General features: G+C 69.3%; 28 protein-coding genes. 7 read left to right on the forward strand and 21 right to left on the reverse strand.

The features are described from left to right. Positions 1-16: 16 nt before the first annotated feature. Complete coding sequence (locus LSF15_RS06215) at positions 17-1150, reverse strand: thiamine pyrophosphate-dependent dehydrogenase E1 component subunit alpha (protein ID WP_232497662.1); 1134 nt, start codon at positions 1148-1150, stop codon at positions 17-19. 16 nt (positions 1151-1166) lie between these two features. Further along, positions 1167-2270 carry a histidinol-phosphate transaminase gene (locus tag LSF15_RS06220; RefSeq protein ID WP_372459930.1) on the reverse strand — a complete coding sequence of 368 codons (1104 nt, stop codon included), beginning with the start codon at positions 2268-2270 and terminating at the stop codon, positions 1167-1169. A 53-nt stretch (positions 2271-2323) separates the two neighbouring features. On the opposite strand from LSF15_RS06220, the gene LSF15_RS06225 reads away from it, so the two are divergent. Next, a complete protein-coding gene (locus LSF15_RS06225; protein WP_232497663.1) occupies positions 2324-2707 on the forward strand; it encodes a phage holin family protein in 384 nt (127 codons plus the stop codon). On the opposite strand, the gene LSF15_RS06230 is transcribed toward LSF15_RS06225, so the two are convergent. From LSF15_RS06230 to LSF15_RS06240, 3 genes are all read right to left on the reverse strand, one after another. Beyond that, complete coding sequence (locus LSF15_RS06230; protein ID WP_232497664.1) at positions 2682-4160, reverse strand: alpha/beta fold hydrolase; 1479 nt, start codon at positions 4158-4160, stop codon at positions 2682-2684. The two genes, LSF15_RS06225 and LSF15_RS06230, sit on opposite strands and share 26 nt — an antisense overlap. Further along, positions 4145-4489 carry a hypothetical protein gene (locus LSF15_RS06235; protein WP_232497665.1) on the reverse strand — a complete coding sequence of 115 codons (345 nt, stop codon included), beginning with the start codon at positions 4487-4489 and terminating at the stop codon, positions 4145-4147. Before LSF15_RS06235 ends, LSF15_RS06230 begins: the two co-directional genes overlap by 16 nt. Before the next feature lie 98 nt (positions 4490-4587). After that, complete coding sequence (locus LSF15_RS06240; RefSeq protein ID WP_232497666.1) at positions 4588-5475, reverse strand: aminoglycoside phosphotransferase family protein; 888 nt, start codon at positions 5473-5475, stop codon at positions 4588-4590. Positions 5476-5562: 87 nt separating this feature from the next. Here LSF15_RS06240 and LSF15_RS06245 point away from each other — a divergent pair, with 87 nt between their 5' ends. From LSF15_RS06245 to LSF15_RS06255, 3 genes are all read left to right on the forward strand, one after another. Next, the gene (locus tag LSF15_RS06245; RefSeq protein WP_269756238.1) at positions 5563-6090 is read left to right on the forward strand and encodes a low molecular weight protein-tyrosine-phosphatase; all 528 of its coding nucleotides are present in this window, start codon (positions 5563-5565) and stop codon (positions 6088-6090) included. Then, on the forward strand, positions 6087-7466 hold the full coding sequence (gene purB / locus LSF15_RS06250; protein WP_232497668.1) for an adenylosuccinate lyase: 1380 nt from the start codon (positions 6087-6089) through the stop codon (positions 7464-7466). The genes LSF15_RS06245 and purB overlap by 4 nt, the downstream gene beginning before the upstream one ends. 161 nt (positions 7467-7627) lie before the next feature. Then, positions 7628-8548: a hypothetical protein gene (locus LSF15_RS06255; protein ID WP_232497669.1), complete on the forward strand. Its 921-nt coding sequence runs from the start codon at positions 7628-7630 to the stop codon at positions 8546-8548. Between the two features lie 55 nt (positions 8549-8603). Here LSF15_RS06255 and LSF15_RS06260 read toward each other — a convergent pair whose 3' ends face one another. The 5 genes from LSF15_RS06260 to LSF15_RS06280 form a co-directional block, all read right to left on the reverse strand. Then, entirely contained in the window at positions 8604-8903 is a 300-nt protein-coding gene (locus tag LSF15_RS06260) for a hypothetical protein (RefSeq protein ID WP_232497670.1), read from the reverse strand. Then, entirely contained in the window at positions 8900-9493 is a 594-nt protein-coding gene (locus LSF15_RS06265; RefSeq protein ID WP_232497671.1) for an HdeD family acid-resistance protein, read from the reverse strand. Before LSF15_RS06265 ends, LSF15_RS06260 begins: the two co-directional genes overlap by 4 nt. 143 nt (positions 9494-9636) lie before the next feature. After that, complete coding sequence (pntB, locus tag LSF15_RS06270) at positions 9637-10980, reverse strand: Re/Si-specific NAD(P)(+) transhydrogenase subunit beta (RefSeq protein ID WP_372459943.1); 1344 nt, start codon at positions 10978-10980, stop codon at positions 9637-9639. A 70-nt stretch (positions 10981-11050) separates the two neighbouring features. Further along, positions 11051-12682: a Re/Si-specific NAD(P)(+) transhydrogenase subunit alpha gene (locus tag LSF15_RS06275; protein WP_232497672.1), complete on the reverse strand. Its 1632-nt coding sequence runs from the start codon at positions 12680-12682 to the stop codon at positions 11051-11053. Positions 12683-13013: 331 nt separating this feature from the next. Continuing rightward, on the reverse strand, positions 13014-14057 hold the full coding sequence (locus LSF15_RS06280) for a class I SAM-dependent methyltransferase (RefSeq protein ID WP_232497673.1): 1044 nt from the start codon (positions 14055-14057) through the stop codon (positions 13014-13016). 140 nt (positions 14058-14197) lie between these two features. On the opposite strand from LSF15_RS06280, the gene LSF15_RS06285 reads away from it, so the two are divergent. Then, positions 14198-14704, forward strand: a complete 507-nt coding sequence (locus LSF15_RS06285; protein ID WP_232497674.1) for an SRPBCC family protein — start codon at positions 14198-14200, stop codon at positions 14702-14704. A gap of 1 nt (position 14705) precedes the next feature. On the opposite strand, the gene LSF15_RS06290 is transcribed toward LSF15_RS06285, so the two are convergent. The 10 genes from LSF15_RS06290 to LSF15_RS06335 form a co-directional block, all read right to left on the reverse strand. Beyond that, positions 14706-14918 (reverse strand): hypothetical protein, encoded by a 213-nt coding sequence (locus LSF15_RS06290; RefSeq protein ID WP_232497675.1) that lies wholly within the window; start codon positions 14916-14918, stop codon positions 14706-14708. After that, the gene (locus LSF15_RS06295; protein ID WP_232497676.1) at positions 14915-15577 is read right to left on the reverse strand and encodes an ArsR/SmtB family transcription factor; all 663 of its coding nucleotides are present in this window, start codon (positions 15575-15577) and stop codon (positions 14915-14917) included. The genes LSF15_RS06290 and LSF15_RS06295 overlap by 4 nt, the downstream gene beginning before the upstream one ends. Before the next feature lie 165 nt (positions 15578-15742). Next, positions 15743-16507 (reverse strand): ABC transporter permease, encoded by a 765-nt coding sequence (locus LSF15_RS06300; protein WP_232497677.1) that lies wholly within the window; start codon positions 16505-16507, stop codon positions 15743-15745. Then, the gene (locus LSF15_RS06305) at positions 16504-17346 is read right to left on the reverse strand and encodes an ABC transporter ATP-binding protein (protein WP_232497927.1); all 843 of its coding nucleotides are present in this window, start codon (positions 17344-17346) and stop codon (positions 16504-16506) included. The genes LSF15_RS06300 and LSF15_RS06305 overlap by 4 nt, the downstream gene beginning before the upstream one ends. Positions 17347-17357: 11 nt before the next feature. Next, positions 17358-17726 carry a DUF1048 domain-containing protein gene (locus tag LSF15_RS06310; protein ID WP_232497678.1) on the reverse strand — a complete coding sequence of 123 codons (369 nt, stop codon included), beginning with the start codon at positions 17724-17726 and terminating at the stop codon, positions 17358-17360. A gap of 1 nt (position 17727) precedes the next feature. Continuing rightward, complete coding sequence (locus LSF15_RS06315; protein WP_232497679.1) at positions 17728-18069, reverse strand: PadR family transcriptional regulator; 342 nt, start codon at positions 18067-18069, stop codon at positions 17728-17730. A 275-nt stretch (positions 18070-18344) separates the two neighbouring features. Beyond that, entirely contained in the window at positions 18345-19100 is a 756-nt protein-coding gene (locus LSF15_RS06320) for an SDR family oxidoreductase (RefSeq protein WP_232497680.1), read from the reverse strand. 97 nt (positions 19101-19197) lie between these two features. After that, a complete protein-coding gene (locus LSF15_RS06325) occupies positions 19198-19572 on the reverse strand; it encodes a sigma-70 family RNA polymerase sigma factor family protein (RefSeq protein ID WP_232497681.1) in 375 nt (124 codons plus the stop codon). After that, positions 19562-20440 carry an RNA polymerase sigma-70 factor gene (locus LSF15_RS06330; protein WP_232497682.1) on the reverse strand — a complete coding sequence of 293 codons (879 nt, stop codon included), beginning with the start codon at positions 20438-20440 and terminating at the stop codon, positions 19562-19564. Before LSF15_RS06330 ends, LSF15_RS06325 begins: the two co-directional genes overlap by 11 nt. Positions 20441-20588: 148 nt before the next feature. Then, on the reverse strand, positions 20589-21326 hold the full coding sequence (locus LSF15_RS06335) for an alpha/beta fold hydrolase (protein WP_232497683.1): 738 nt from the start codon (positions 21324-21326) through the stop codon (positions 20589-20591). 195 nt (positions 21327-21521) lie between these two features. On the opposite strand from LSF15_RS06335, the gene LSF15_RS18760 reads away from it, so the two are divergent. Both LSF15_RS18760 and LSF15_RS06340 read left to right on the forward strand, forming a co-directional pair. Then, positions 21522-21656, forward strand: coding sequence for a hypothetical protein (locus LSF15_RS18760; protein ID WP_269756239.1), 135 nt, complete (start codon positions 21522-21524; stop codon positions 21654-21656). An 86-nt stretch (positions 21657-21742) separates the two neighbouring features. Continuing rightward, positions 21743-22597: an alpha/beta fold hydrolase gene (locus tag LSF15_RS06340; RefSeq protein WP_232497684.1), complete on the forward strand. Its 855-nt coding sequence runs from the start codon at positions 21743-21745 to the stop codon at positions 22595-22597. Here LSF15_RS06340 and LSF15_RS06345 read toward each other — a convergent pair. Next, positions 22569-23219, reverse strand: coding sequence for an HAD family hydrolase (locus LSF15_RS06345; protein WP_232497685.1), 651 nt, complete (start codon positions 23217-23219; stop codon positions 22569-22571). The genes LSF15_RS06340 and LSF15_RS06345 overlap by 29 nt on opposite strands. Positions 23220-23353: the final 134 nt, after the last annotated feature.

The raw sequence follows: 23353 nt of genomic DNA on the forward strand, positions 1-23353 counted from the left end.
TCATCGATTCCCGCGCTCATTCCGCGCCTCCGTCGAACGAGTTCTCGAATGCGTCGAGCCATGCCGCCTGTTCGACCATGAGCGGGTGCGCCTCGCTGTAGACGTGGGCGAAGATCTTCTCACGCGTCGGAACGGTGATCTCGAGCGCTCGACGGCGCACATCGGCCGCGATGTCGGATGCCTCTTCATCGACCTCGGCGAAGAACGCTGCCGAGGCGCCCCGGCTCTCGAGCCAGGTGCGGTAGCGGGCGATCGGGTCGCGCTGCTGCCAGTACTCGACCTCGGCGTCGGTGCGGTACTTCGTGGGATCGTCGGCGGTGGTGTGCGCGCCCATGCGGTAGGTGAGCGCCTCGATGAGGGTCGGCCCCTCACCGGCCCGGGCCTCTTCGAGCGCCTGGCGGGTGACGGCGTAGCTGATGAGCACGTCATTGCCGTCGATGCGGATGCCGGGCATGCCGAAGCCGCCGCCGCGAAGCGAGAGCGGACTGCGCGACTGCCGTGAGACCGGCACCGAGATGGCCCATTGGTTGTTCTGGATGAAGAAGACCTGCGGAGTCTGGTAGCTCGATGCGAAGACGAGCGCCTCGTTGGCGTCGCCCTGCGAGGTCGAGCCGTCGCCGTAGTAGACGAGCACGGCCGCGTCGGCGTCGGGGTCGCCGGTCGCCGTCGCGCCATCGAACTGCAGCCCCATCGCGTAGCCCGTGGAGTGCAGGGTCTGCGACGCGAGCACGAGCGTGTAGAGGTGGAAGTTGCCGGTCTCCTCGGGGTTCCACCCGCCGAGGGTCGTGCCACGCAGCAGCGCCATGATGCGCACCGGGTCGAGCCCGCGGATCATGCCGACGATGTGTTCGCGGTACGACGGGAAGATGTGGTCCTGGGGTCGGGCGGCGTGCGCCGACCCGACCTGCGCGGCCTCCTGGCCGAGGCTCGGCACCCAGAGCGCGAGCTGGCCCTGGCGCTGCAGGTTGGCGCCGGCGACGTCGAGTCGCCGCGACACGGTCATGTCGCGGTGGAACCGTTGCAGGGTGGCGTCGTCGAGCGCCTCGATGAGGGGGAGATACGCTTCGGCCTCGGGTGTCGCACGCAGCTCGCCCTCAGGGGTCAGCAGCTGGACCGTGGGCGCGGTGAAGTCTCTCTCGCTGGCTGGCACCGTTCCACGCTACCCGCTAGACGGCAGCCCCTTCTTGTGAAGCCGGTACAAGCTCACCGAGAATCCTGAGGAGGATGTCGACAGACGTCTCCTCGCCGATCGACACCCGGATGCCTTCGGGCGCGAACGCCCGGGTCACGAGACCAGCGTCGAACAGGCGGTCGGCGACGGCCGTCGTGGCGTCGCCGGTGGGCAGCCAGACGAAGTTGCCCTGCGCCTGCGGAATCTTCCAGCCTTGCGCGATGAGCGCTGCACGCACGCGGTCGCGGCGTTCGACGATGACGTCGACCCGCGCGAGCAGTTCGGACTCGACCTCGAGCGAGGCGATGGCGCCCGCCGACGACGCGGCGGTGACGCCGAGGGGAATCGCCGTCGAGCGCGCGGCGTCGAGGATCGCCACCGGTCCGATCGCGTAGCCGACGCGCAGCCCCGCGAGCCCGTAGGCCTTCGAGAAGGTGCGCAGCACGACGAGGTTGGGGTAGCGCCCGATGAGGGTGCGCCCGTCGACGGATGCCTCGTCGCGGACGAACTCGATGTACGCCTCGTCGAGCAGCACGAGCAGGTCGCTCGGCACCGCGGACATGAACCGCTCGAACTCGTCGGCGGTGACGACCGTGCCCGTGGGGTTGTTCGGCGAGCAGACGATGACGACCCGAGTGCGATCGGTGACGGCGGCCGCCATGGCTTCGAGGTCGTGGCGGTGATCGGGGCGGTTGGGCACCCGAACGCTCGTCGCACCCGCGACGGTGACGAGCCCGGGGTAGGCCTCGAACGAACGCCACGAGTAGACGACCTCGTCGCCGGGCGCCGCCGCCGCCGTGATGAACTGGGCGATGAGCGACACCGAGCCGGCGCCGACGATCACCTCGTCGGCGGTGACGCCGAACCGCTCGGCGATGCGCTCGCGTACGGCGAGCGCCGTGGCGTCGGGATAGCGGTTGATCGCGTGGGCGCTCGCGGCGACCGCGGCCTCGACGCCGGGCAACGGCTCGTGCGGATTCTCGTTGCTCGAGAGCTTGAAGCCGTCGGCGGGTGCGGGGCGCCCCTGGCGGTAGGCGGGAAGGGCTGCGATCTCGGGGCGGAGTCGAACGCTCACGCCTGGCTGCTCCGGTGCGGTCACGATTTCCACCGTACCCCTTCGCCCCACCGCGCCTCTCTGCCAGAGTTGAAGCCATGCGGTTCATCGTCAAGGTCATCGTCGTCGCGTTCGCCCTCTGGCTCACGACGTTCATCGTCGCGGGCGTGCGCGTAGTGCCATACGAGAACACGCAACTCGCCACGGTGCTCACGTACCTGCTCGTCGCCCTCATCTTCGGCCTCGTGAACGCGATCGTCGGCACGTTCATCAGAATCGTCGCGTTCCCCATCTATGTGCTGACCCTGGGGCTCATCTCGTTCATCGTGAACGGCTTGCTTTTGCTGCTCGTCGACTGGATCAGCGACCTGCTGGGCTTCGGGCTCGTGGTCGAGAGCTTCTGGTGGGGCGTGCTCGGGGCGCTCGTGCTCGGCCTGATCAGCTGGCTCATCGGGCTCATCGTGCGCCCGTCGAAGAGCTGACGTCGCGCGTCGCGGTCCATTCGCTCAGTTCGCCGGGCCCACCGCCCGTGAACCCCACGAGTTCGCGGAACGCGATGAGGCGCGCCTCCTCGGACTCGTCGACCAGGGCGGCCGTCTCGCGATAGCGCCACAGCTCGTGAGCGGGCAGGGCGGAGTCGTACTCGCGTCCCTCGTCGAGCACGCTGCGCGAGACGGTGAGACGTTCGGCCGACGGATGTCCGAACCCACCGACCGCCGGAACGAGGTCCTCTTCGTGCTCGATCGAGAGCACGGGCACGCCCTCGCTCGTCGGTGCCGACGCGCCGGGGCCACCGAGGTTGACGGCGCCGACGACATTGAGTTCGGGGTCGGCAGCGAGCTTCGCCGCGATGATGCCGCCGCCCGAATGACCGACGGGCATCACGGGGTCGCCGGGTGCGATGCCGGCCGCCTCCATCGCCTGCCTTACGGCCCGCTCGCCAGCGCCCGACTCGGCGCCCGCGGCGCGCAGCTCGTCGATCCACGAGTCGTCGGCGATGCCGAGGACATTCGACGTGTGGTCGAACGGTTCGTCGCCCGCCACGAGCGACGACTCGACCGTGCCGCTGACGTAGACGACCCACCGCGGGTCGTCGGGCTGCCCGTACCGTTCGATGCGGATCTGCGGGCCCTCGCCCGACGGCACGCGGTCGGCGAGGTCGGCGAGCCCGGTCGGCGCGGCCACGACTCGAACGGGCGCGGCCGCGGGGTGTCCTGGAGGCGCGCCCAGTCCGGGATTCGACCTGGTGACCGACACCGGGCCGTCGACGAGCACCTTCGTGCCGAGCAATGCGGCCAGGGCGAGGAGCACCGAAGCGCTCTCGGGCGCGCCGACGAGCTGGCCGAATGGCGCGTATCCCGGCATGCCACGAGCGCCTGCCACGAGCTCGTCGGCCGAGTCGGCGACCGCCCGCACCGCGCGAACGAACGTCGGATCGGAGAGCAGCCCCCTGTGGGAGGCGATCCACCGGTCGAGCGGCGTCGGCCCGCCCAATCCCCGCGCGATGGAATTCACCGCAAGACCGATCCCGAGACCGAGGCCATGTGCCGAGAAGACCTTCGCGCCGAGTACCACTCCGAGGACCCCCGCGATGAGCCCGCCCCCGACCTTCCAGAACCCGTCGATCGTGCGCTCGGCCCAGCCGTAGCGCTCGGCGCTGGCGATGAGGGCGGAACGCAGCGCTTCTGCCGTGTCGCCGCAGCGGCCCAGTGCCTGCTCGACGCGTCGCATCGCATCGGCCGGGGCCGGCTCGGCCCACCCACCGCTGCCGCGGTCGAGGCCGGCGGCGTCGAGCTCGGTGCAGAGCGTCGCGGCGCTCGACTTCCACCCGTCGATCACCCCCGCCGCGGCTCCCAGCCGGGCGGCATCGATGAACAGCTCGTCGGTCGCGACCGTCGTCTCGCCACCGCCCGAGATCGTCAGCCCGTCGCCCATCCGGGCCTCCTCTCGTCGAGCGCGGCGAGTTGCGGGTCGAGCTGCGCGCTCAGGTGCCTGATGCGCTCGTCGAGGTGCAGGTCGGCCGCGCCGAGGGCGGCGCGCACCTCGACGAACTGCCCCTGCAACTCGACGAGGCGTTCGGCGTACCGGTCGGCCGCGGCGGATCGCCATGCGCCGGTGGCGTCGGGTGCGAGCCCGGGCAGTGTCTGCTCCACCTCGTCGCGAAGTGCGCGCAGTCGCCCGCGCAGCCGCACCGCCTCGGCCACCTGATCGGGCGTCACGGCGCGGCCCGTGATCAGCGCGATGAATCGGTCGGCTTCATCCATGCCGCGAGTCTGCTGTCACGCCGACGGTCGAGCTTGCGATCGCCGAGCGCTCGTGGAGAGCACGGCGCAGCCGTCGCCTGTCGAGGATGAGTCGACGGTCAGTCGGCGACGAGCTGATCGAGCACGTACGCGGCGACCTGCCCGAGCGGACCCGTCGTTCCGGTCGCCTCGACCACGGCGCTCGCGATCACGAGGGCCCAGCCCCGCGCCCGCTCCCAGGTCGCGTCGTCGACATCCATACGCGCCTCCACCTCGGCGCGGAACACGCGGCGGCCCTCGGGTCCGAACGTCAGCCACGCCGTCGCAAGATCGGTCGCCGGGTCGCCGGCGGTGAGGTCGCCGAAGTCGATGACCGCAGACAGTCGACCGGATGTCCCGAGCAGCAGGTTCGCCGGATGCAGGTCGCCGTGCACCCACAGCTTCGGCCCTGGCCACTCGGGCGCCGCGAGCGCCCGCTCCCAGAGAGGCGCCAGCCGCGAGGCATCCGTCAATCGCCCGCCGGCGAACCGGGCGCGCATCGTGTCGTCACGGTGTGCGAGCGGCACACCGCGATACGCGTTGTGCGGAGCGTCAGGCGGCGCGGGACGCGCGAGGGCCGCCACGAACCCGGCGAGCGCGGAGGCCGCGACGTCGCGCTTGTCGACCGCGAACCCGGTCGCGCTTCGACCGGTCAGCCACGGCACGATGCTCCAGGGCACGTCGTACCCGAGCTCGGGTGCGGGCCGGCCGATGCGCACCGGCGTCGGCACCGCGATCGGCAGGCGACCGGCGAGTTCGGGCAGCCAGCGCTGCTCGTGCTCGATGAGGCGCACCGCGAGCTCCCGACGGGGAAGCCGTACCGCGAGCCCGTCGCCGAGCCGGAAGATCGCGTTGTCCCAGCCGTTCGCGACCAGCGTCAGCGGCCCGGCGAGCTCGGGATGCTGCGCTGACACGAGCCGCGCCGCGAGCTCGGCATCGACGTGGAAGTCGGGCGGCGGGGCATCCATCATCGAAATGCGACCTCCCTCGACGTCCGTCCGCCGCGCTCGAAATCGGGGCTGTGCGAACCGTCGATCTCGTCCAGAATGGAACCCATGACGCGAGCGGTGCCCAGGGGTCACGCCGCGCAACAATTCAGTGTCTCATTCGTGTGCACAGGCAACATCTGCCGCTCACCGATGGCCGAGGTGGTGTTGCGCACGCTCGCCGACGACGCCGGGCTCGGTGCATGCATCGCCATCGAGTCGGCCGCGACCGGCGACTGGCACGTCGGCGAGCCCGCCGACCAGCGCACCATCGACGCGCTTGCGCGCGCCGGGTACGACGGCACCCACCACCGTGCGCGGCAGTTCGACGCCACCGACTTTCCGAAGCTCGACCTCGTCGTCGCGTTCGACCGCGGCCAGGCCCGCATCCTGCGCAACTGGGCGGGCTCGGCGACCGAGCAGCAGAAGGTGCGACTGCTGCTCGAGTTCGCCGGCGATCCGAGCGGGCCGCACGACGTGCCCGACCCCTATTACTCCGACGCGGCGATGTTCGATCGAGTTCTTGGCATGATTGAACGGTCGACTCAGGCGCTCTTCCGCCAGCTCGCCCCCGCTCTCAGACAAGGAATCCGATGACTTCGCTGCCTCCCCAGCCGCTCAGCCCCCTTGACGGCCGGTACCGGTCGGCGGTCGGTGAGCTCGGCGAGCACCTCTCCGAGGCGGGCCTCAACCGGGCGCGGGTGCACGTCGAGGTCGAATGGCTCATCGCCCAGACCGACCGCGGGTTCTTCGGCTCGTCGCCGCTGTCGACCGACCAGAAGGCCTCGCTGCGCAAGGTCGTCGCCGACTTCGGCCAGGCCGACATCGACGAGCTCGCCACGCTCGAGGCCACCACTCGCCACGACGTGAAGGCCGTCGAGTACTACGTGCGCCGCCGCCTCAGCGACCTGGGTCTCGATGCGATCGCCGAGCTCACCCACTTCGCGTGCACGAGCGAAGACATCAACAACCTCTCCTACGCCATCACCGTGCGCGACGCGGTGCGCGACGTGTGGCTGCCGAAGTACCGCCTGGTCATCGACACGCTCGCGGCCCTCGCCGTCGAGCACCGCGACGCGGCGATGCTCTCGCGCACGCATGGCCAGCCCGCGACCCCGTCGACCATGGGCAAGGAGCTCGCGGTCTTCGTCTACCGCCTCTCGCGCATCGCCGCACAGGTCGAGGCGAGCGAGTACCTCGGCAAGTTCTCGGGGGCCACGGGCACGTTCTCGGCGCACGTCGTCGCCGCACCGGATGTCGCATGGCCCGAGGTCTCTCGCGAGTTCGTCGAGTCGCTCGGGCTCACGTGGAACCCGCTGACCACCCAGATCGAGTCGCACGACTGGCAGGCCGAGCTCTACGGCCGCATCTCTCACGCCAACCGGGTGCTGCACAACCTCGCGACCGACATCTGGACCTACATCTCGCTCGGCGCATTCCGCCAGATCCCTGCGGCCGGTGCGACGGGCTCGTCGACGATGCCGCACAAGGTCAACCCCATCCGCTTCGAGAACGCCGAGGCGAACCTCGAGCTCTCCTCGGCTGTGCTCGACTCGCTCGCCGCGACGCTCGTCACCTCCCGCCTGCAGCGCGACCTCACCGACTCTTCGGCGCAGCGAAACATCGGCGTCGGCTTCGGGCACTCGCTGCTCGCGCTCGACAACATCCAGCGCGGCCTCGGCGAGATCGACCTCGACCTCTCGGTGCTCGCGGCCGACCTCGATGCGAACTGGGAGGTGCTCGGCGAGGCCATCCAGACGGTCATCCGCGCCGAGGTCGTCGCCGGTCGCTCGACGATCGCCGACCCGTACGCCCTGCTCAAAGAGCTCACGCGCGGCAAGCGCGTCGGCGCGGCAGAGCTGGCGGCGTTCGTCGACGGCCTCGAGATCGGCGACGAGGCGAAGCAGCGCCTGCTCGCGCTCACGCCGACGACGTACACCGGCATCGCTTCAGCGCTCGTCGACCGGCTCTGACAGCGGCGGACCCTTCCCGGTGGCCCTGATCTGCGGGATCATGGCAGGCAGGGGGACCGCCGATGCCGCTGCGCACGCGAAGGACCGCACCGCCCATCCGCGCGGTTGTCGATGCCACCGACGGTGGGCGCGTCGACGTCGACCGTCTCCAGGCTGGGGCCATGCGCCGACGATTGCGTGCACCCGCACTCGCACCCGCACTCGCACCCGCACTCGCGCTCGCGCTCGCGCTCGCGACGGTGGCGCTCGTCGCGGGATGCGCGTCCGATCCCGTCGGCGAGTCGCAACCCCCGGTCGCTCAACCCAGTGCCGCTCCGAGTCCCACGCCGGTGGCCACCCCTGGCGGATCGCAGCCGATCGAGTTGGTCGGCCTCTGGCGGGTTTCGGGCGCAGAAGGTGAGAGCGACCAGACCTGGCTTCGGCTCGAGGCTGGGCAGTTCCAGTTGTGGCGCGATTGCGGCATGATCCAGGGCTCATGGAACGCCGGCCGACGCGTGTTCCTCGCCGTGGTCATCGGAGCATCGGGAGGGTGCGCCGTCGGCGCACCGCCCGAGATTCCGTGGCTGGACTCGGTCAGCGCGTACGAACCGACAGAGGCGGGCTGGCGGCTCACCGATGCGGCGGGCGGGGTCATGGCGTCACTCGCGATCGACGGGGCGCCCGAGCCGATCGACACTGCGGCCGGGTTCTACGCGGAGCCGCCGGTGATCGACGACTCGATCCGGGCGGCATTCCAGCCGGTCCCCGCGCTGCCCGATCCCCTCGAGCCGGTGTCCACTGCCGAGCTGCTTGGTCGGTGGACGCCGATCGACGCCCCCGAGGGAACCGATGCCCAGGTCGAGTTCCGTGATTCCGGGTCGTGGGGTGGGTCCGACGGCTGCAACTTCAACGGAGGGCGCTGGGCGATCGAGGGCGAGGGCGAGATGCTCACGACGTCCGGGTTCTCCACGCTGATCGGGTGCGGCAACGTTCCCGTGCCGAGCTGGGTAGCCTCTGCCCGCCTCGCGGGCTTCGACCGTGACCAGCTCGTGCTGCTCGACGTCAGCGGTACCGAGCTCGGTCGTCTGCAACGGGCCGACTGACGCGGACCCGAAGCGCCATCGGGGGCCGGCGCGTCGATACGTCCAGGAGTTCGACTCAGTGCGCCGAGCCCGGGCCGCCGGGGGCTTCGGGATCGGCCGGGCCCGGGTCATCCGTGCCGTCGATCTCGGCCGTCTCGTCGGCGTTGGGCTTCATCGCCATCGCGAGCAGCGCGAGCACGACGAGCACGGCGATGAACGCGATGCCGGCGATGATGAGCGTCAGGGTGAGGTCGCGGGTGGTGAAGAGCACGACGACGCCCGTGAACACCGCGGCGATGGCCGCGCCGCCGACGTACTCGACGGGGCGCAGCACGTCGCGCCGGCTCGGCCTGAACTCACCGGGGGACTGGGTCACGAGTGCTGCTCCGTTCCGGCCGCCGGGCCGGGCTCGACCGGGGCGGCGGCCCATTTCAACGAGAGACCGCCGATGATGAGGTAGACGCCGACGATCACGAGGTATCCGCCGAGCAGGCCGACCGCGGTGACGGCGTCGGGGGGAAGCAGCAGGAAGACGATCGCGAGGATCGCGGTGAGCGCGCCGACCGCGATCCAGTCGCGCGCCGCCGCCTCGCGGCCACGGGCGCTCAGGCCCGCGAAGAGTTCGACGAAACCGGTGACCGCCGCCCAGACGCTCACGAGGTAGAGCAGGAACGGAAGCCCGCCGCCCGGCACGGTCAGCGCGAGCAGGCCGGCGACGACGGTCACGACCGCATTGATCGCGAAGAGCGAGCGGATGCCCCGTGCCGTGACGAACCGCAGCGACAGCGCCCCGACGATGAGGCCCGAGACGACGGCCCACACGCCGAAGACGAGCGTGCCGAACTCAGGGGAGTGGTTCTGCGAGAACGTGATGACGACTGCGGCGACCGCGGCGAGGAGGCCGCGGACGACCGGGACGACCCAGTACTGGGCGCGCTCGGGGGCAGCATCGCGGGCGGTGGCCACGGCGACCTCTTTCACATCGGGGGTTACCGATCCATCCTACGTTCCCCGGAGAGGTGGGTTGAGGAGGGAGCGGAGCGACCGTCTCGAAAGCCTGAGCGGGGACCGGGTTTCGAGGCACCTTGCTCCTCATCCCACCGAGCGCCTCAGATCGCCCGCAGGATGTCCTCGACGCGCTGCTTCGCGTCGCCGAAGAGCATCTGCGCGTTGTCGCGGTAGAACAGCGGGTTCGCGACTCCGGCGTAGCCGGCCGACATCGAGCGCTTGAAGACGATGACGTTCGAGGCCTCCCAGACGCGCAGCACCGGCATGCCCGCGATGGGGCTTCCGGGGTCTTCGGCGGCGGCCGGATTCACCGTGTCGTTCGCGCCGATGACGAGCACGACCGTGGTGTCGGCGAAGTCGTCGTTGATCTCGTCCATCTCCTCGACGATGTCGTACGGCACCTTCGCCTCGGCGAGCAGCACGTTCATGTGCCCGGGCAAGCGGCCGGCGACGGGGTGGATGCCGAATCTCACCTCGACACCGTGCTCGCGAAGCCGGCTCGTGAGCTCGGCCACCGGGTACTGCGCCTGGGCGACGGCCATTCCGTAGCCGGGCGTGATGATCACGGTCGACGCGTCGCGCAGCAGCTCTGCGGCATCTTCGGCGAGGATCTCGCGGACCTCGCCCTCGACCTCGCCGCTCGAGGCCGGCGCCGCGATGCCGAAGCCGCCGGCGATCACCGAGATGAACGAGCGGTTCATCGCCTTGCACATGATGTACGACAGGTAGGCACCCGAGGAGCCGACGAGGGCGCCGGTCACGATCAGTAGGTCGTTGTTCAGCAGGAAACCCGCGGCAGCGGCGGCCCAGCCCGAGTAGCTGTTCAGCATCGAGATCACCACGGGCATGTCGCCGCCGCCGATCGAGGCGACGAGATGCCAGCCGAGCAGCAACGCGAGCGTGGTCACGACGACGAGCAGCCACAGCGCCGGATCGATGACGTACCAGACGGTGAGCGCTACGAACGCGACGAGCGCGCCGAGGTTGAGCACGTTCTTTCCGGGAAGCATGAGCGGGGCCGATGACATCCGCGCCGAGAGCTTCAGGAACGCCACGATCGACCCGGTGAAGGTGACGGCGCCGATGAAGACGCCGATGAACACTTCGGCGTGATGGATGTCGAGCAGCGCACCGGTCATGCCGGTTTCCTCGAGCGCACCGTTCCATCCGACGAGCACCGCCGCGAGGCCGACGAAACTGTGCAGCAGTGCGATGAGCTCGGGCATGCCGGTCATCGCGACGAGGCGGGCGCGCCAGAGGCCGATCGCGGCGCCGACGAGCACCGCGACGACGAGCAGGCCGAAGCCGACACTCGCCTGTGGCGAGCCCCAGACGCCGGCGAACGTCGCCCACACGGTCGCGACGAGCGCGATCGCCATGCCGGCGATGCCGTAGTTGACACCGGCTTTGGCGGTGTCATGCCGGCTCAGCCCGGCGAGGCTCATGATGAACAGCAGCGCCGCGACGATGTAGGCGGCTCCGGCGATCGACACCGGGGTCAGCAGGGCTACGGCTTCAGGCACGCTCGGCTCCAGTCTTGACGTTCGCAGCGGCAGTGCCCGTGGCGGATGCCGGCGTCGATGGCACGCGCGTCGATGCGGCACCGGCCGGGGCGGTGCCCCTGGCGAACATCGAGAGCATGCGGCGGGTCACGGCGAAGCCGCCGAAGATGTTGATGCTGGCCAGCAGCACGGCCACGGCGGCGAGCACCTGCACGGCGGGCACCTCACTGGTGATCTGCACCATTGCGCCGACCACGATGATGCCCGAGATGGCGTTGGTGACGCTCATGAGGGGCGTGTGCAGGGCGTGTGCGACCTTGCCGATCACATAGAACCCGACGACGATCGCGAGCACGAGCACCGTGAAGTGCTGCGGCAACGGCGGAGGGGCGATCGCATTCACGGCGAAGAGCGCGGCGATGCCGATTGCGACGAGCACCACCCGCTTCACGGGTGACATCGGCTTCTTGGGCTCGGGCGCGGCCGCCGGAGGGGCGGACGTCGCTGCAGCCGGTGCGGCGGACACCTGCACGGGCGGTGGCGGCCAGGTCACCTGGCCGTCGCGCGTCACGGTGACCGAGCGCTGCACGATGTCGTCGAAGTCGAGGACGAGCTCGCCGTCCTTCGCGGGCGTCAGCAGCTTCACGAGGTTCACCACGTTCGTGCCGTACAACTGCGACGCCTGGGTGGGCAGTCGGGACGCGAGGTCGGTGTAGCCGAGGATGACGACGCCGTTCGGCGTCACGATGCGCTCGCCGGCCACCGAGCCTGCGACGTTGCCTCCCTGACCGGCAGCCATGTCCACGATGACACTGCCCGACTTCATGCTCGCGACATCCGCCGCCGTGATCAGCTTCGGCGCGGGCCGGCCGGGGATGAGCGCGGTGGTGATGATGATGTCGACATCGCGGGCCTGCTCGGAGTAGATGTCGGCGGCCCGTCGGTCGTAGGCCTCGCTCGTGGCCTTGGCGTAGCCGTCGGTGGACTGCTCGACCTCGACCTCGACCTTCAGGTACTCGCCGCCGATCGACTTCACCTGGTCGGCGACCTCGGGCCGCGGGTCGGTCGCCCGGACGATGGCACCGAGGCTCGAGGCCGCGCCGATCGCGGCGAGACCGGCGACGCCGGCACCCGCGACGAGCACCTTCGCCGGCGGCACCTTGCCCGCCGCAGTGACCTGTCCGGTGAAGAACCGGCCGAATTCGTGGGCCGCCTCGACCACCGCGCGGTACCCCGAGATGTTCGCCATCGAGCTCAGCACGTCCATCGACTGGGCGCGCGAGATGCGCGGGACCGCGTCCATCGCGAGGGCCGTCACGCCGCGCGCGGCGAGCGCCTCGAGCAACTCGGGCTTGAAGGCGGGCGCAAGCAGGCCGATGAGGGTCGAGCCGGGCGTGAGCTGTGCGATCTCGGCACCGGTGGGCGCATTGACCTTCAGCACCACATCGCTCGTGAGTGCCTCGGCTGCGGTCGCGACGCGCGCACCAGCATCGCGGTACGCCTCGTCGAGGAACGCCGAACCTGCGCCGGCGCCGGCTTCGACCACGACCTCGTGCCCGAGCGCCGTCAATTGCTTCACGGTCGCCGGCGTGGCCGCGACGCGGGCCTCGGGACTCTGCTCGGTCACGATGCCGATACGGGACATGCGGCTTCTCCTCCTCGATGAGCGGACGCCGACGACGGCGTCACTGCAGCATGTCGATCAGCGTAGGCGGCGCAGCGACCGAGTCCGACGAAATGGCCCGATTTCGACGACGAAGAATCGCAGATCTTTCGAAATCCGGCCGGCATCTCTGAATTCACCCCGGCCTCGAGACGCTCTCCCGTCGCACCCTCGCACGGCGGGAAGAACTCCAGCCTTGACCACGCCGACCATCATCCAGCGTTCACCCGACCCGGATTGGCGGGACTCCGCCCCCTCAGGGTCGACCCTGGGCCCGCGCCGGTCCGGCGTGCGATGCGCGGATGGCGCAGCGTCAGGGCACGAGGCGGTAGAAGCGGAGGTCATCGTCGGTGACCGGGAGGGTCTCGACGGTGCCGAACCCGGCATCGGCCGCATAGTGTCGCAGGATGTCGACCCGCATGACGGCTCCGGTCATCGCCGAGTCGGGATCGCCCATGGCATCGGGAAGGCAGGCGACGACGCTGATGCCGTGCACGTAGCGGTCGCGCTCCGACGCATCGGCCGTGAAGGCGTCGCTCACTCGCTCGTCAGCCACGAGGACCGACCCACCGGGGGCGAGCATCTCACGCGCGGTGCGCAGCACCTCGACCGGACGGGTCATGTCGTGCAGCGCTTCGAGGATCGTCACCAGGTCGTAGGGCGGATCAGCCGGGTGCGAGGCATCGGCCACCGCGAAGGTGACCCGGTCGCCGAGCCCGCGAGCGGCGGCGTTGTCGCGGGCCGTGGCCACCGCGTCGGCATCGAGGTCGCGTCCGTGGACGACGATCGACGGATAGGCCTGCGCCATCGCGATGCTCGACCAGCCGGTGCCGCACGCGAGATCGGCCACCTTGGCCGGAGGCACCGCCTTCAGTCGCCGGTCAATCGGCTCGACGGCAGGAAGCCACTCGCGGCCGAGCTTGGCGAGGTACTTGGCGCGGTTCCACTCGGCTCGACCCTCGGGCTCCCACGTGAGCGGCGGCGGGGCGTTGCCGGTGCGGAAGGACTCGACGACGTCGGGCAGCGATCGGGCGTTCCGAACCATCTCGATCGCCTCGTGCGCGGTGAAGGAAGGGTGGTCGGCGTCGGCGAGCGCGGGCACTTCCTCGTCACGGATGGCGTAGCGGCGTTCGAGCGCCGCCCCGGCCGCGTCGTCGACCGTCAGCAATCCGGTCGCGGCCTGTTGTTCGAGCCACTCGCGGACGAGGCGCTCATTGGTGCCCGTGCGATCCGAGAGCTCCGTCGAGGTCGCGGGACCGTCGGCGGCAAGGGCGCGGTAGAACCCCAGTCGCTCGCCGATGTAGACGGTGTAGAGGTCGAGCGCGGCCAGCGCGCTGCGATCCAGTCTCGTGTTCATGGCATCCATCTGTGCTCCCGAGGCTGAGGTTCACCGAGTCGAGAACTCCACGGTATCGGGCGCGCTGCGCGTGTGCCGAGATAGGTTTGGAGGACGCAGAGAGACGCCCTGTCTGCGGATCGACCCCGGGAGGTCGCGCCATGGCTGAAGCGACATTCGATGTGCATGTCGTCCACGAATTCGATGCGCCGATCGAGCGAGTCTGGGCGGCGTGGACCCAGCCCGAGGACCTGCGCGAGTGGTGGGGTCCTGAGGGATTCACCTGCCCCTCCGCCCAGGCGGACGTGCGGGTCGGCGGGCGGATCTTCGTCACGATGCGCGCACCCGACGAGTGGGGCGGCGTCGAACAGCACAGCACGTGGAACCTCGTGGAAGTCGAAGCGCCGCATCGCCTGCGATACGTCTTCCGCTTCGCCGACGCCGACGGGAACGCCATCACCCCGGCGCAGGCCGGCATTCCGGCCGATGGCGTGCCCGACAGCGGCGAGCACGAGGTCGTCCTGCGCGAGCTGCCCGACGGGCGCACACGGCTGGAGATGACCGAGCACGGATACACGACCGCCGAGTCGCGGGACATGTCGCAGGCGGGGCTCGAGCAGTGCCTCGACAAGATGTCGGCGCTCGTCGAGGGATCTCGCCGCCCGTAGATCAGAACGGGAAGGTTCCGGCCCGGCGGATGAGCGCGTCTCGCTCTGCCAGGGCCGCTTCGGCTGCGGCACGGGCCTCGAGGCGACTCAGCTGGCGGTCACGGTCGGTGCGGCGCGTCGCCCGCCGGAGTCCCCAGCTTGCGACGAGGAGGCCGCCGCGGACAGCCCAGTCGGCGAGGACGCCGGATCCGGGGGAGAGGGTTGCGGAGTTCATCGGTGCTCCTTCGGGATGGTTTCGTCGGTGGGTTCCCCGCGCACGAGAGGGAACGCATTGAGGTGGATCTGCACCGGGCGCGAACCCGGTGACGGGGTGCGCTTGTGTGCGTCGATGTACTTCTTGAAGACCACGTCGAGATCGGCGACGAGTGAGCCCAGCTGCTCGGGCGTGAGGCGCAGGTTGATCGTGTCGCTCGTGGCGATGTCGAGCCACTCGGGACCGAATACCTGCTCGCCCTCGGCCACGAACTCGCGGAAGTTCTGCTCGCGCGAGCGGAACCACTCGTCTTCGACGAGTTTCACTGCGAGGCGCTCAGCACTGCCCGGCGGCAGCGAACGCGCATCGGGGATCGCGATCGAGCCCGGAACCCGCTCCCACCAGCGTTCGCGCCCCTTGCCGCGCGTGGTGTCCTCACGAACGAGCCCGGCACGCTCGAGCTGGCGCAGGTGGTAGCTCGTCGCGCCGCTCGACTCGCTGAGCCGGTCTGCGAGTCCGCTCGCCGTGAGTGGGCCGTAGGCCGAGAGCTCGTCGTAGATGCGCACGCGCAGGGGGTGCGCGAGGGACTTCAGGCTCGCGCTCGTCAGTACATGGTCGATGCCGGGGTGGCGCGAGCTGCTCGGCTGGGCCTGGATGTCTTCTGGTTTCGACTTCGGCATGTTGCAAAGGTACCGCTGCAAAGATATCTTTGCAAGTACTTCTTTGCAATAGTTCCTTTGCACGAGGTACCGAGGCTCGGAGCATCCGAGAAGACGACGATGCCCGCTTCCCATGGGGAAGCGGGCATCCTTCGTCAGGCGGCACGGCCGGTGCCGCGCTCGGACTCAGCTCATCTTGCGACGGTAGATGGAGATCGCGAAGGCGTAGGCGATGACGAGGATGCCGACGAGCCACGCGAGGGCGATCCAGATGTCACTGCCGACGGGCTGCCCGGCGAACAGCGCTCGCATGCTGTTCACGATGGAGGTCACGGGCTGGTTCTCGGCGAACCAGGCGACCGGGGCGGGCATCGACTCGGTGGGCACGAACGCCGAGCTGATGAACGGCAGGAAGATCAGCGGGTACGAGAATGCGCTCGCGCCGTCGACCGTCTTCGCCGACAGGCCGGCGATCACAGCCAGCCAGGTCAGGGCGAGGGTGAACAGGATCAGGATGCCGGCGACCGCGAGCCAGGCGCCGATGGATGCCCCGGTGCGGAAGCCCATGATCAGCGCGACCCCGATGACGATCGCGATCGACACCAGGTTCGCCACCACAGAGGTGAGCACGTGCGCCCAGAGCACGCTCGACCTCGCGATCGGCATGGACTGGAAGCGCTCGAAGATGCCGCCCTGCATGTCGAGGAACAGCCGGTACGCGGTGTACGCGATACCCGACGCGATCGTGATCAGCAGGATGCCGGGGAGCATGTAGTTGATGTACGACTCGTCGGATCCGGTGCTGATCGCGCCGCCGAGCACGTACACGAACAGCAGCATCAAGGCGATCGGGGTGACCGCGGTGGTGATGATGGTGTCGGGGCTGCGCATGATGTGGGTCAGCGATCGGCCGGTGAGGACCCGGGTGTCACTGAGGACGTGGGTGGTCATCGGGATTCCTTTCCTGCGGGGACGCCGTCGGTGCGGTCCCTGGCACTGCCGGTCTCGCCGGTCTCGCCGGTCTCGCCGGTCTCGCCGGTCTCGCCGACGAGTGCGAGGAAGACGTCCTCGAGCGAGGGCTGCTTCTCGACGTACTCGACCGTGGCGGCCGGGAGGAGTTGCTTCAGTTCGGCGAGGGTGCCGTTCTGGATGATCGTGCCCTTGTGCAGGATCGCGATCCGGTCGGCGAGCTGCTCGGCCTCGTCGAGGGTCTGCGTCGTGAGCAGCACGGTGGTGCCGGTCTCGGCGAGCCGCTTGACGGTCTGCCAGACCTCGAGACGGGCCTGCGGGTCGAGCCCGGTCGTGGGCTCGTCGAGGAAGATGATCGGCGGGTTGCCGATCAGGCTCATCGCGATGTCGAGCCGGCGGCGCATGCCGCCCGAGTACGTCGACGCCTTGCGGCCGCCTGCATCGGTGAGCGAGAACCGGGCGAGCAGGTCGTCGGCGATCTCACCCGGATTCTTCAGGTGACGCAGCTTCGCGATCAGCACGAGGTTCTCCCGGCCGCTGAGGACCTCGTCGACCGCGGCGAACTGGCCGGTCAGGCTGATCGACTCGCGCACGCCACCGGGCGTGCCTGCGACGTCGAAGCCGTTGACCGCGGCGGTGCCCGCGTCGGCCTTCAGCAGCGTCGACAGGATGCGCACGAGCGTGGTCTTGCCCGCGCCGTTCGAACCGAGCAGCGCGAAGATGCTCCCCGCCGCCACCTCGAAGTCGACGCCCCGAAGCACGTGCAGGTCCTTGAACGACTTCTCGATGCCCCGGACTCGGATGGCCGGTTCCTTGGTCATCGCCGTGGTGGTCATTTCCGCTCCTCTCGCTCCGCGTCTTCGATCGCCTTGGTGAGGCGGGCGCGCTCCTTGTCGATCCACTGCGTGCCGGTGTAGGCCTGCGCGAAGGTCTCGGCGAACTCGACCGGGTCGTCGCCGACGATCTCGCGCAACGGGGTCCGGTCTGCTGCGGCCCGCTCCCACAGGTCGGCGAGGTCGCCGAACATGGTCATGAGGGTGTCGCCGTCGGTGATGCCGCCGTAGTACATGAAGTACCGGTGCATGGCCTTCGCCGCGGTTGCGTACGGCTCGGGGAGCCCGTCGATGCGGGCCTTGTCCTGCTTGTACTGCTTCTTCTGCTCGAGCGACCCGGTGAGGGTCTCGATCCACTTCGCGACCATTTCAGTTCTCTCCTTCTGCGGGTTCGTTGTGGAGCTGTTCGATACGTTCTGCGAGGAAGCTCCATGTCCTCCAGAACTCTTCGAGGTATTCGCCGCCCACTGCGTTCAGCGAGTAGACCTTGCGCGGTGGCCCCTTCTCTGACGGGACCTTCTCGACGTCGACGAGGCCGCGCTGTTCGATCCTGATCAGCAGGGCGTACACCGTGCCCTCGACGATGTCGGAGAAGCCCTGATCGCGCAGCCGGGCCGTGATCTCGTAGCCGTATGCCGGCTGCACGGCAAGGATCGCGAGGACGATGCCCTCGAGCGTGCCCTTGAGCATCTCGGTCATCTGCTTGCCCATGGAACCCCCTCCCTTCACTACTTGGCGGTGATGAGTACTAGTACTCTGTGTTGCTGACTACCGCTACATAGTAAGCACAGGTACCGGTAGATAGCAACACTGAATAGTGAATCGGTTGCCGGTAGACGATCGACGCCGTCACGACGAAGAGCCCGTCGCAGCATCTGCTGCGACGGGCTCTTCGGTGACGGGCTCGCTCTCGCAGTCAGCGAGGTGGCGTGGGCATGGCGCCGGTACGCGACGACCACATCGTGGCCCGGCCGTGGTGAGCTACTTCACCGGGTCGACTGAGCCGCGAGCCAATCGGCGAACGTCGTCGTCGACAGTCGGGCGTCGTCGCTGAGCGGCACGAGTTCGGTACCGGTGAGCTTCGTGCCGAAGTACTTGGCCTCAGGGTCGCCGATGACGGGGCGCGTGTCACCCTTGGCGGCGAGGCCGGTGCGGACGAACTGGTCTTGAGTCATGCGTTCAGGCCCGCCGATCTCGATGATGCCGTTGACCGGTTCGTCGGCGGCGACGCGAGCGACGGCGGCAGAGACATCCGCTGCCGCGATCGGTTGCATGATGCCGGTGCTGAGGCGTGCGGTGCCGTCGACGGTCGCCTCGTCGGCGATACGCATGGCGAACTCGTAGAACTGGGTCGCCCGCACGATCGAGTACGGCAGCCCCGATTGCTCGATCAACCGCTCCTGGGCGACCTTCGCTCGCAGGTACCCGCTGTTCGGCACGCGTTCGGCTCCGACGATCGAGAGGGCGACGTGGTGGGTGACCCCGGCCTCGCGCTCGGCGGCGAGCTGGTTCGCGGTCGACGTGGTGAAGAACGCGAGCACGTCAGCGTCGGCGAACGACGGCGAGTTCGAGACATCCACGACGACGTTCGCGCCCGCAAGCGCCCCGGCGAGTCCCTCGCCGGTGATCGTGTCGACGCCCGAGTTCGGCGACGCGGCGACCGCCTCGTGGCCGTCAGCGACCAAATGCCCGACGACCTTGGATCCGATGAGGCCGGTGCCTCCGATGACGACGATCTTCATGACTGGTGCCTTCCGTCGGGGCTGCGGTGAATCCGCTGCCGTCACACAGCTCTGACCGGGCAGACGCCGAATCTGTGACGAGTGCGCGTGACACGGCTCACTCGACGTCGGGGCCGAGATTCCGGCGTGGATTCCAGCGAGCCAGCTTCATGGGAGCTGCCGAGAGCCACAGTGCCTCGATCGTCGCGCCGCCATCGACACCGAGCACGGCGACCACTTCGCCGCTCAGGCTACGCAGCGCAAGCCCCGGCCTCCCGTTCACGTGCACAGTCCGCGGCGACGCATCCGGATGCATCGCGAAATGCGCACGGAGCACGCGGATGACGCGGACCCGGCCTCGCGCTTCGCGGCCGGCCTCGTCGCCGGCATCGACGACGAGTCTCACGTCGCGGTGCAGCACGCCTGCCAGCGCGAGCTCATCACCGTGCTCGAGCGCAGCGAGCAGGCGAGCGGCGAGGTCATCAGGCGGCACGGGTTGCCACAGCGCCGAGCTTGCTCGGGTTCATCAACCAGAGCACCTGATCGATGCCCTGCTCGCCGACGACCAGGGTGACCACGGCGAAGATCGAGCCCTCCTTCGAGAGCAGCACCGAGGGCTGACCGTTCGTGTCGGCCTCGGTGATGTCGACCCCGTTCCAGAAGTGGGTGTGGAAGGCGCGCACGTACTTCGCGACGCGCAGACGCCCGACGACAGGAAACTTCGAGGCGCGCACGACGCCGCCGCCATCGGAGTACGAGACGACGTCCTCGGCGAGCAGTTGCTCGAGCTCGTCGAGATCGCCCGTCTTCGCGGCGCTGAGGAATGCGGTCAGCAATCGCCGCTGCTCGGACTGCGGCACCGTGCGCCGGCGTTCGCCGGCGAGGTGCTTGCGCGCACGGCTGACGAGTTGGCGGGCCGCTGCCGCAGAGACCTGCACGATCTCGCAGATCTGGTCGTACGGGTACGCGAAGGCCTCGCGCAGCACGTAGGCGGCCCGCTCGGTCGGAGTGAGCCGCTCGAGCATGACGAGCACCGCGAACCCGAGGGCCTCAGCGCGCTCGGCGCCGAGAGTGGGGTCTGCACTCGTGTCGACCGGCTCGGGCAACCACGGACCGATGTAGGTCTCGCGGCGGGCACGCGCCGATTGCAGCGCGTTGATCGCGAGACGGGTCGTGGTCGTCGCGAGGAACGCCGGCGGATCGTCGACGACGCTGCGGTCAGTGCCCTGCCAGCGCAGCCACGCGTCCTGCACGATGTCCTCTGCCTCGCTCGCACTGCCGAGCATGCGGTAGGCGATGCCGAACAGTCGCCCGCGCACACCTTCGAAGACGGCCAGGGCGTCGTCGAGACTCGTGTTCATTCTTGATCCCGTCGGTCGGCAGCGTGATGCGGGGACGCTCGGATGATACGGCCGGATGCCACGGGCCGCGACACCCCCATCGGGTCTCGCGGGCCCGTGGCCGGGCTGTTTCACGGCCTCGTACGACTGGTCGTCGCGCGGCACGGTGTCAGGCAGCCGCACGGCCTTCGATGACTCCGCGCACCGCATCGAGGATCGTGGCGACGACCGCCTCGGGCTGTGAGACGCTCACTGCGTGTGAGGCACCCGCGAGTTCGATCGTGCCGCGCGAACCCGCGCGCTCGGCGCCCGCTCGCAGTACGGCTGCCGGGATGTTCCGGTCTTCGGCGCCGAACACGTGCCATGACGGCCGGTCCCTCCATCCGGGCGCCGGTGCCTGCACGGCGTCCTTGAGCGCCGCCTCGGTCACCGGGCGCTGGGTCGCACCCATCAGGCCCGCCTGCTGCACGGGCACGTCGGCGGCGAACTGCTCGCGGAACACAGAGCGTCGAATCACGAGCTCGACCCCGCCGGTCGCGATCAAGTGTGACTCGAGCGCCTCGCCGAGCGTTGACCCCGGCTCGCTCGCCGACAGCGAAAAGGCACTGTCGCCCGGCTCGGGCACGAAGGCCGAAACGTACACGAGGGCGGCGACCTGGTCGTTGCCGGCGGATGCCTCGCTGATCACGAGCCCGCCGTAGGAATGTCCGACGAGCACGACAGGCCCGTCGATCGACGCGATGATATCGCGCACGTATGCGGCATCGCCGGCGAGGCTGCGAAGCGGGTTGGCAGCGGCGACCGACGTGATGCCCTCGGCGTAGAGGCCTGAGATGACGCCGTTCCAGCTCGCGGACTCGGCGAATGCGCCGTGCACGAGCACGACGGTCGGCTTCTGATCTGACATGACGATGTTCCCTTCTCGAATCGTGCCCACCGATTGCGGACCCGATAGCAACTCAGACCGGACGGGCGCGCAAGTTGTGACGACATCCGTCGACGAAGTGTTCGCCCGCTGCGGCCGTCACATCGGCGGCGCGTCCCCGGTCAGTGCTTCATGACCGGGCTCAGCAGAGTCACCGGCGAACTGCAGGAGGGCGCCATGAGTACCGCAGCGAGCTTCACCACGATCGAGTACCCCGATTCGGCCGGTTATCCCGACGGGGCCGGCGTTCTCAGCCAGGGCACGAAGGGCCAGCTCGACGAGGCGACCGCCGGCGGCGGGAGAACGCTGTGAGCGAGCTCCGGCGGCTCCGGCCGATCCGACACATCGAAACTCCCCACCTCGACATCGCGTACTTCGAGGCTGGCCCCGAAGGCGGAGTGCCTGTGCTTCTGCTGCACGGATTCCCATACGACATCCACAGCTACGCTGATGTCGCTCCGAGCCTGGCCGACGCGGGTTTCCGCGTCATCGTGCCCTACCTGCGCGGGTACGGCGAGACACGGTTCATCGACACTGCGACCGCTCGCACCGGGCAACAGGCCGCGCTCGGCCAAGACGTCATCGAGTTGATGGACGCGCTCGAGATCCCGCGTGCCATCCTCGCGGGCTATGACTGGGGCGGGCGGGCTGCATGCGTGGCCGCCGCCGTCCGGCCCGACAGGGTCATTGCGCTCGTGTCGGTCAACGGCTACCTCATCCAGGACATCGGCGCCTCGATGCAACCGCTCTCGCCGCACCTCGAAGCGGGGTTCTGGTACTTCTTCTACTTCCTCACCGAACGTGGTCGGCTCGGCCTCACCGAGAACCGTCGCGGCATCGCGGATGTGATCTGGCGCCGCAACTCACCGGACTGGGACTTCGCCGCGGCCGAACTCGACCGAGCAGCACCGGCGTTCGAGAATCCCGACTTCGTAGACGTCGTGCTGCACTCGTACCGGCACCGGCTCAACCGCGTGGCCGGGGCACCCGAATATGCGCGACTCGAGGCGCGGCTGGCGGAACTGCCCGCGATCACCGTGCCCGCCGTCACGCTCGACGGTCTGGCCGACGGCAACTTCCCTGCACGCGACGCTACGACAGCTGGCGTCCATTTCGCCGGCCCGCACGAGCATCGACGTGTTCCGCATGCTGGCCACAACCTACCGCGGGAGGCGCCGCTGCCATTCGTGGACGCGATCCGTCGAGCCGCCGAACTCGCAGGGCTCACGCTCCTTCGACGACCTCTGGCGTGAGTTCGTCGATCGATTCGAGGACGACGTGGGCGAGCGCGAGCGCGTCGGCGGCCGGCGGATACGCGCGATTGGGCACGGCCACCACCCACATCCCCGCGGCGTGCGCCGATCGGAGTCCGTTCGACGAGTCCTCGACTGCCGCGCAATGCTCGGGCGCGACACCGAGACGCGACGCGGCCTCGAGGTAGACGTCGGCCGCCGGCTTGCCCCGATCGACCTCCTCGCTGGAGACGACGGCGCGGAAGGAATCGGCCAGACCAGCCAGATCGAGCGCCAACTCGATCAGTTCCCGGTTCGACGACGAGGCGACCGCGAGCGGATAGCGTGCGGCGAGCGCGCGGATCGCCTCGCCGGCGCCCGAGATCAGGGGCAGGTCGTCGCGGTACGACGACGCGATCTGGGCGACCACCCGGCGGCCGATCTCGGCCGGCGAACCGGGCACGCCCAGTTCCTCGTGCAGGTAGACCTCCCACTCGGGAGCGCTCATGCCCTGCATCATCCGCGTCGCCTCATCGGGATAGGGGCGACCGGAGTCGATGACGAGCCGTCGACGAACCGCCTCCCAGCGCTGCTCGCTGTCGACGATCACGCCGTCCATGTCGAATACGACTGCCTCGACCATGCTGGGAAGCCTAATGGACGTCAACGCGCGGGATCTTGCCGGCCCAGGCTCGTCATCTGCGCGCCGTCATCCAGTCGGTCGAGGAGTTCGCCGGCGCTGAGGCTGGGTGCATTCACCCAGCCTGCGACGTGCGT

The sequence above is a fragment of the Agromyces humatus genome (genome assembly GCF_021228295.1).
Lineage (GTDB): Bacteria > Actinomycetota > Actinomycetes > Actinomycetales > Microbacteriaceae > Agromyces > Agromyces humatus.

Bases quoted from the DNA above. Each gene is read 5' to 3' on its own strand.
- LSF15_RS06300 (WP_232497677.1), bottom strand. From the start codon at position 16,507: ATGACCACCCACGTCCTCAGTGACACCCGGGTCCTCACCGGCCGATCG.
- LSF15_RS06280 (WP_232497673.1), bottom strand. From the start codon at position 14,057: ATGAACACGAGACTGGATCGCAGCGCGCTGGCCGCGCTCGACCTCTAC.
- LSF15_RS06305 (WP_232497927.1), bottom strand. From the start codon at position 17,346: ATGACCAAGGAACCGGCCATCCGAGTCCGGGGCATCGAGAAGTCGTTC.
- LSF15_RS06335 (WP_232497683.1), bottom strand. From the start codon at position 21,326: ATGTCAGATCAGAAGCCGACCGTCGTGCTCGTGCACGGCGCATTCGCC.
- LSF15_RS18760 (WP_269756239.1), top strand. From the start codon at position 21,522: ATGAGTACCGCAGCGAGCTTCACCACGATCGAGTACCCCGATTCGGCC.
- LSF15_RS06235 (WP_232497665.1), bottom strand. From the start codon at position 4,489: ATGGATGAAGCCGACCGATTCATCGCGCTGATCACGGGCCGCGCCGTG.
- LSF15_RS06320 (WP_232497680.1), bottom strand. From the start codon at position 19,100: ATGAAGATCGTCGTCATCGGAGGCACCGGCCTCATCGGATCCAAGGTC.
- LSF15_RS06240 (WP_232497666.1), bottom strand. From the start codon at position 5,475: ATGGATGCCCCGCCGCCCGACTTCCACGTCGATGCCGAGCTCGCGGCG.
- LSF15_RS06295 (WP_232497676.1), bottom strand. From the start codon at position 15,577: ATGCCGAAGTCGAAACCAGAAGACATCCAGGCCCAGCCGAGCAGCTCG.
- LSF15_RS06275 (WP_232497672.1), bottom strand. From the start codon at position 12,682: ATGTCCCGTATCGGCATCGTGACCGAGCAGAGTCCCGAGGCCCGCGTC.
- LSF15_RS06290 (WP_232497675.1), bottom strand. From the start codon at position 14,918: ATGAACTCCGCAACCCTCTCCCCCGGATCCGGCGTCCTCGCCGACTGG.
- LSF15_RS06225 (WP_232497663.1), top strand. From the start codon at position 2,324: ATGCGGTTCATCGTCAAGGTCATCGTCGTCGCGTTCGCCCTCTGGCTC.
- LSF15_RS06255 (WP_232497669.1), top strand. From the start codon at position 7,628: ATGCGCCGACGATTGCGTGCACCCGCACTCGCACCCGCACTCGCACCC.
- LSF15_RS06315 (WP_232497679.1), bottom strand. From the start codon at position 18,069: ATGGGCAAGCAGATGACCGAGATGCTCAAGGGCACGCTCGAGGGCATC.
- LSF15_RS06310 (WP_232497678.1), bottom strand. From the start codon at position 17,726: ATGGTCGCGAAGTGGATCGAGACCCTCACCGGGTCGCTCGAGCAGAAG.
- pntB (WP_372459943.1), bottom strand. From the start codon at position 10,980: ATGAGCCTCGCCGGGCTGAGCCGGCATGACACCGCCAAAGCCGGTGTC.
- LSF15_RS06245 (WP_269756238.1), top strand. From the start codon at position 5,563: ATGACGCGAGCGGTGCCCAGGGGTCACGCCGCGCAACAATTCAGTGTC.
- LSF15_RS06230 (WP_232497664.1), bottom strand. From the start codon at position 4,160: ATGGGCGACGGGCTGACGATCTCGGGCGGTGGCGAGACGACGGTCGCG.
- LSF15_RS06345 (WP_232497685.1), bottom strand. From the start codon at position 23,219: ATGGTCGAGGCAGTCGTATTCGACATGGACGGCGTGATCGTCGACAGC.
- purB (WP_232497668.1), top strand. From the start codon at position 6,087: ATGACTTCGCTGCCTCCCCAGCCGCTCAGCCCCCTTGACGGCCGGTAC.
- LSF15_RS06330 (WP_232497682.1), bottom strand. From the start codon at position 20,440: ATGAACACGAGTCTCGACGACGCCCTGGCCGTCTTCGAAGGTGTGCGC.
- LSF15_RS06285 (WP_232497674.1), top strand. From the start codon at position 14,198: ATGGCTGAAGCGACATTCGATGTGCATGTCGTCCACGAATTCGATGCG.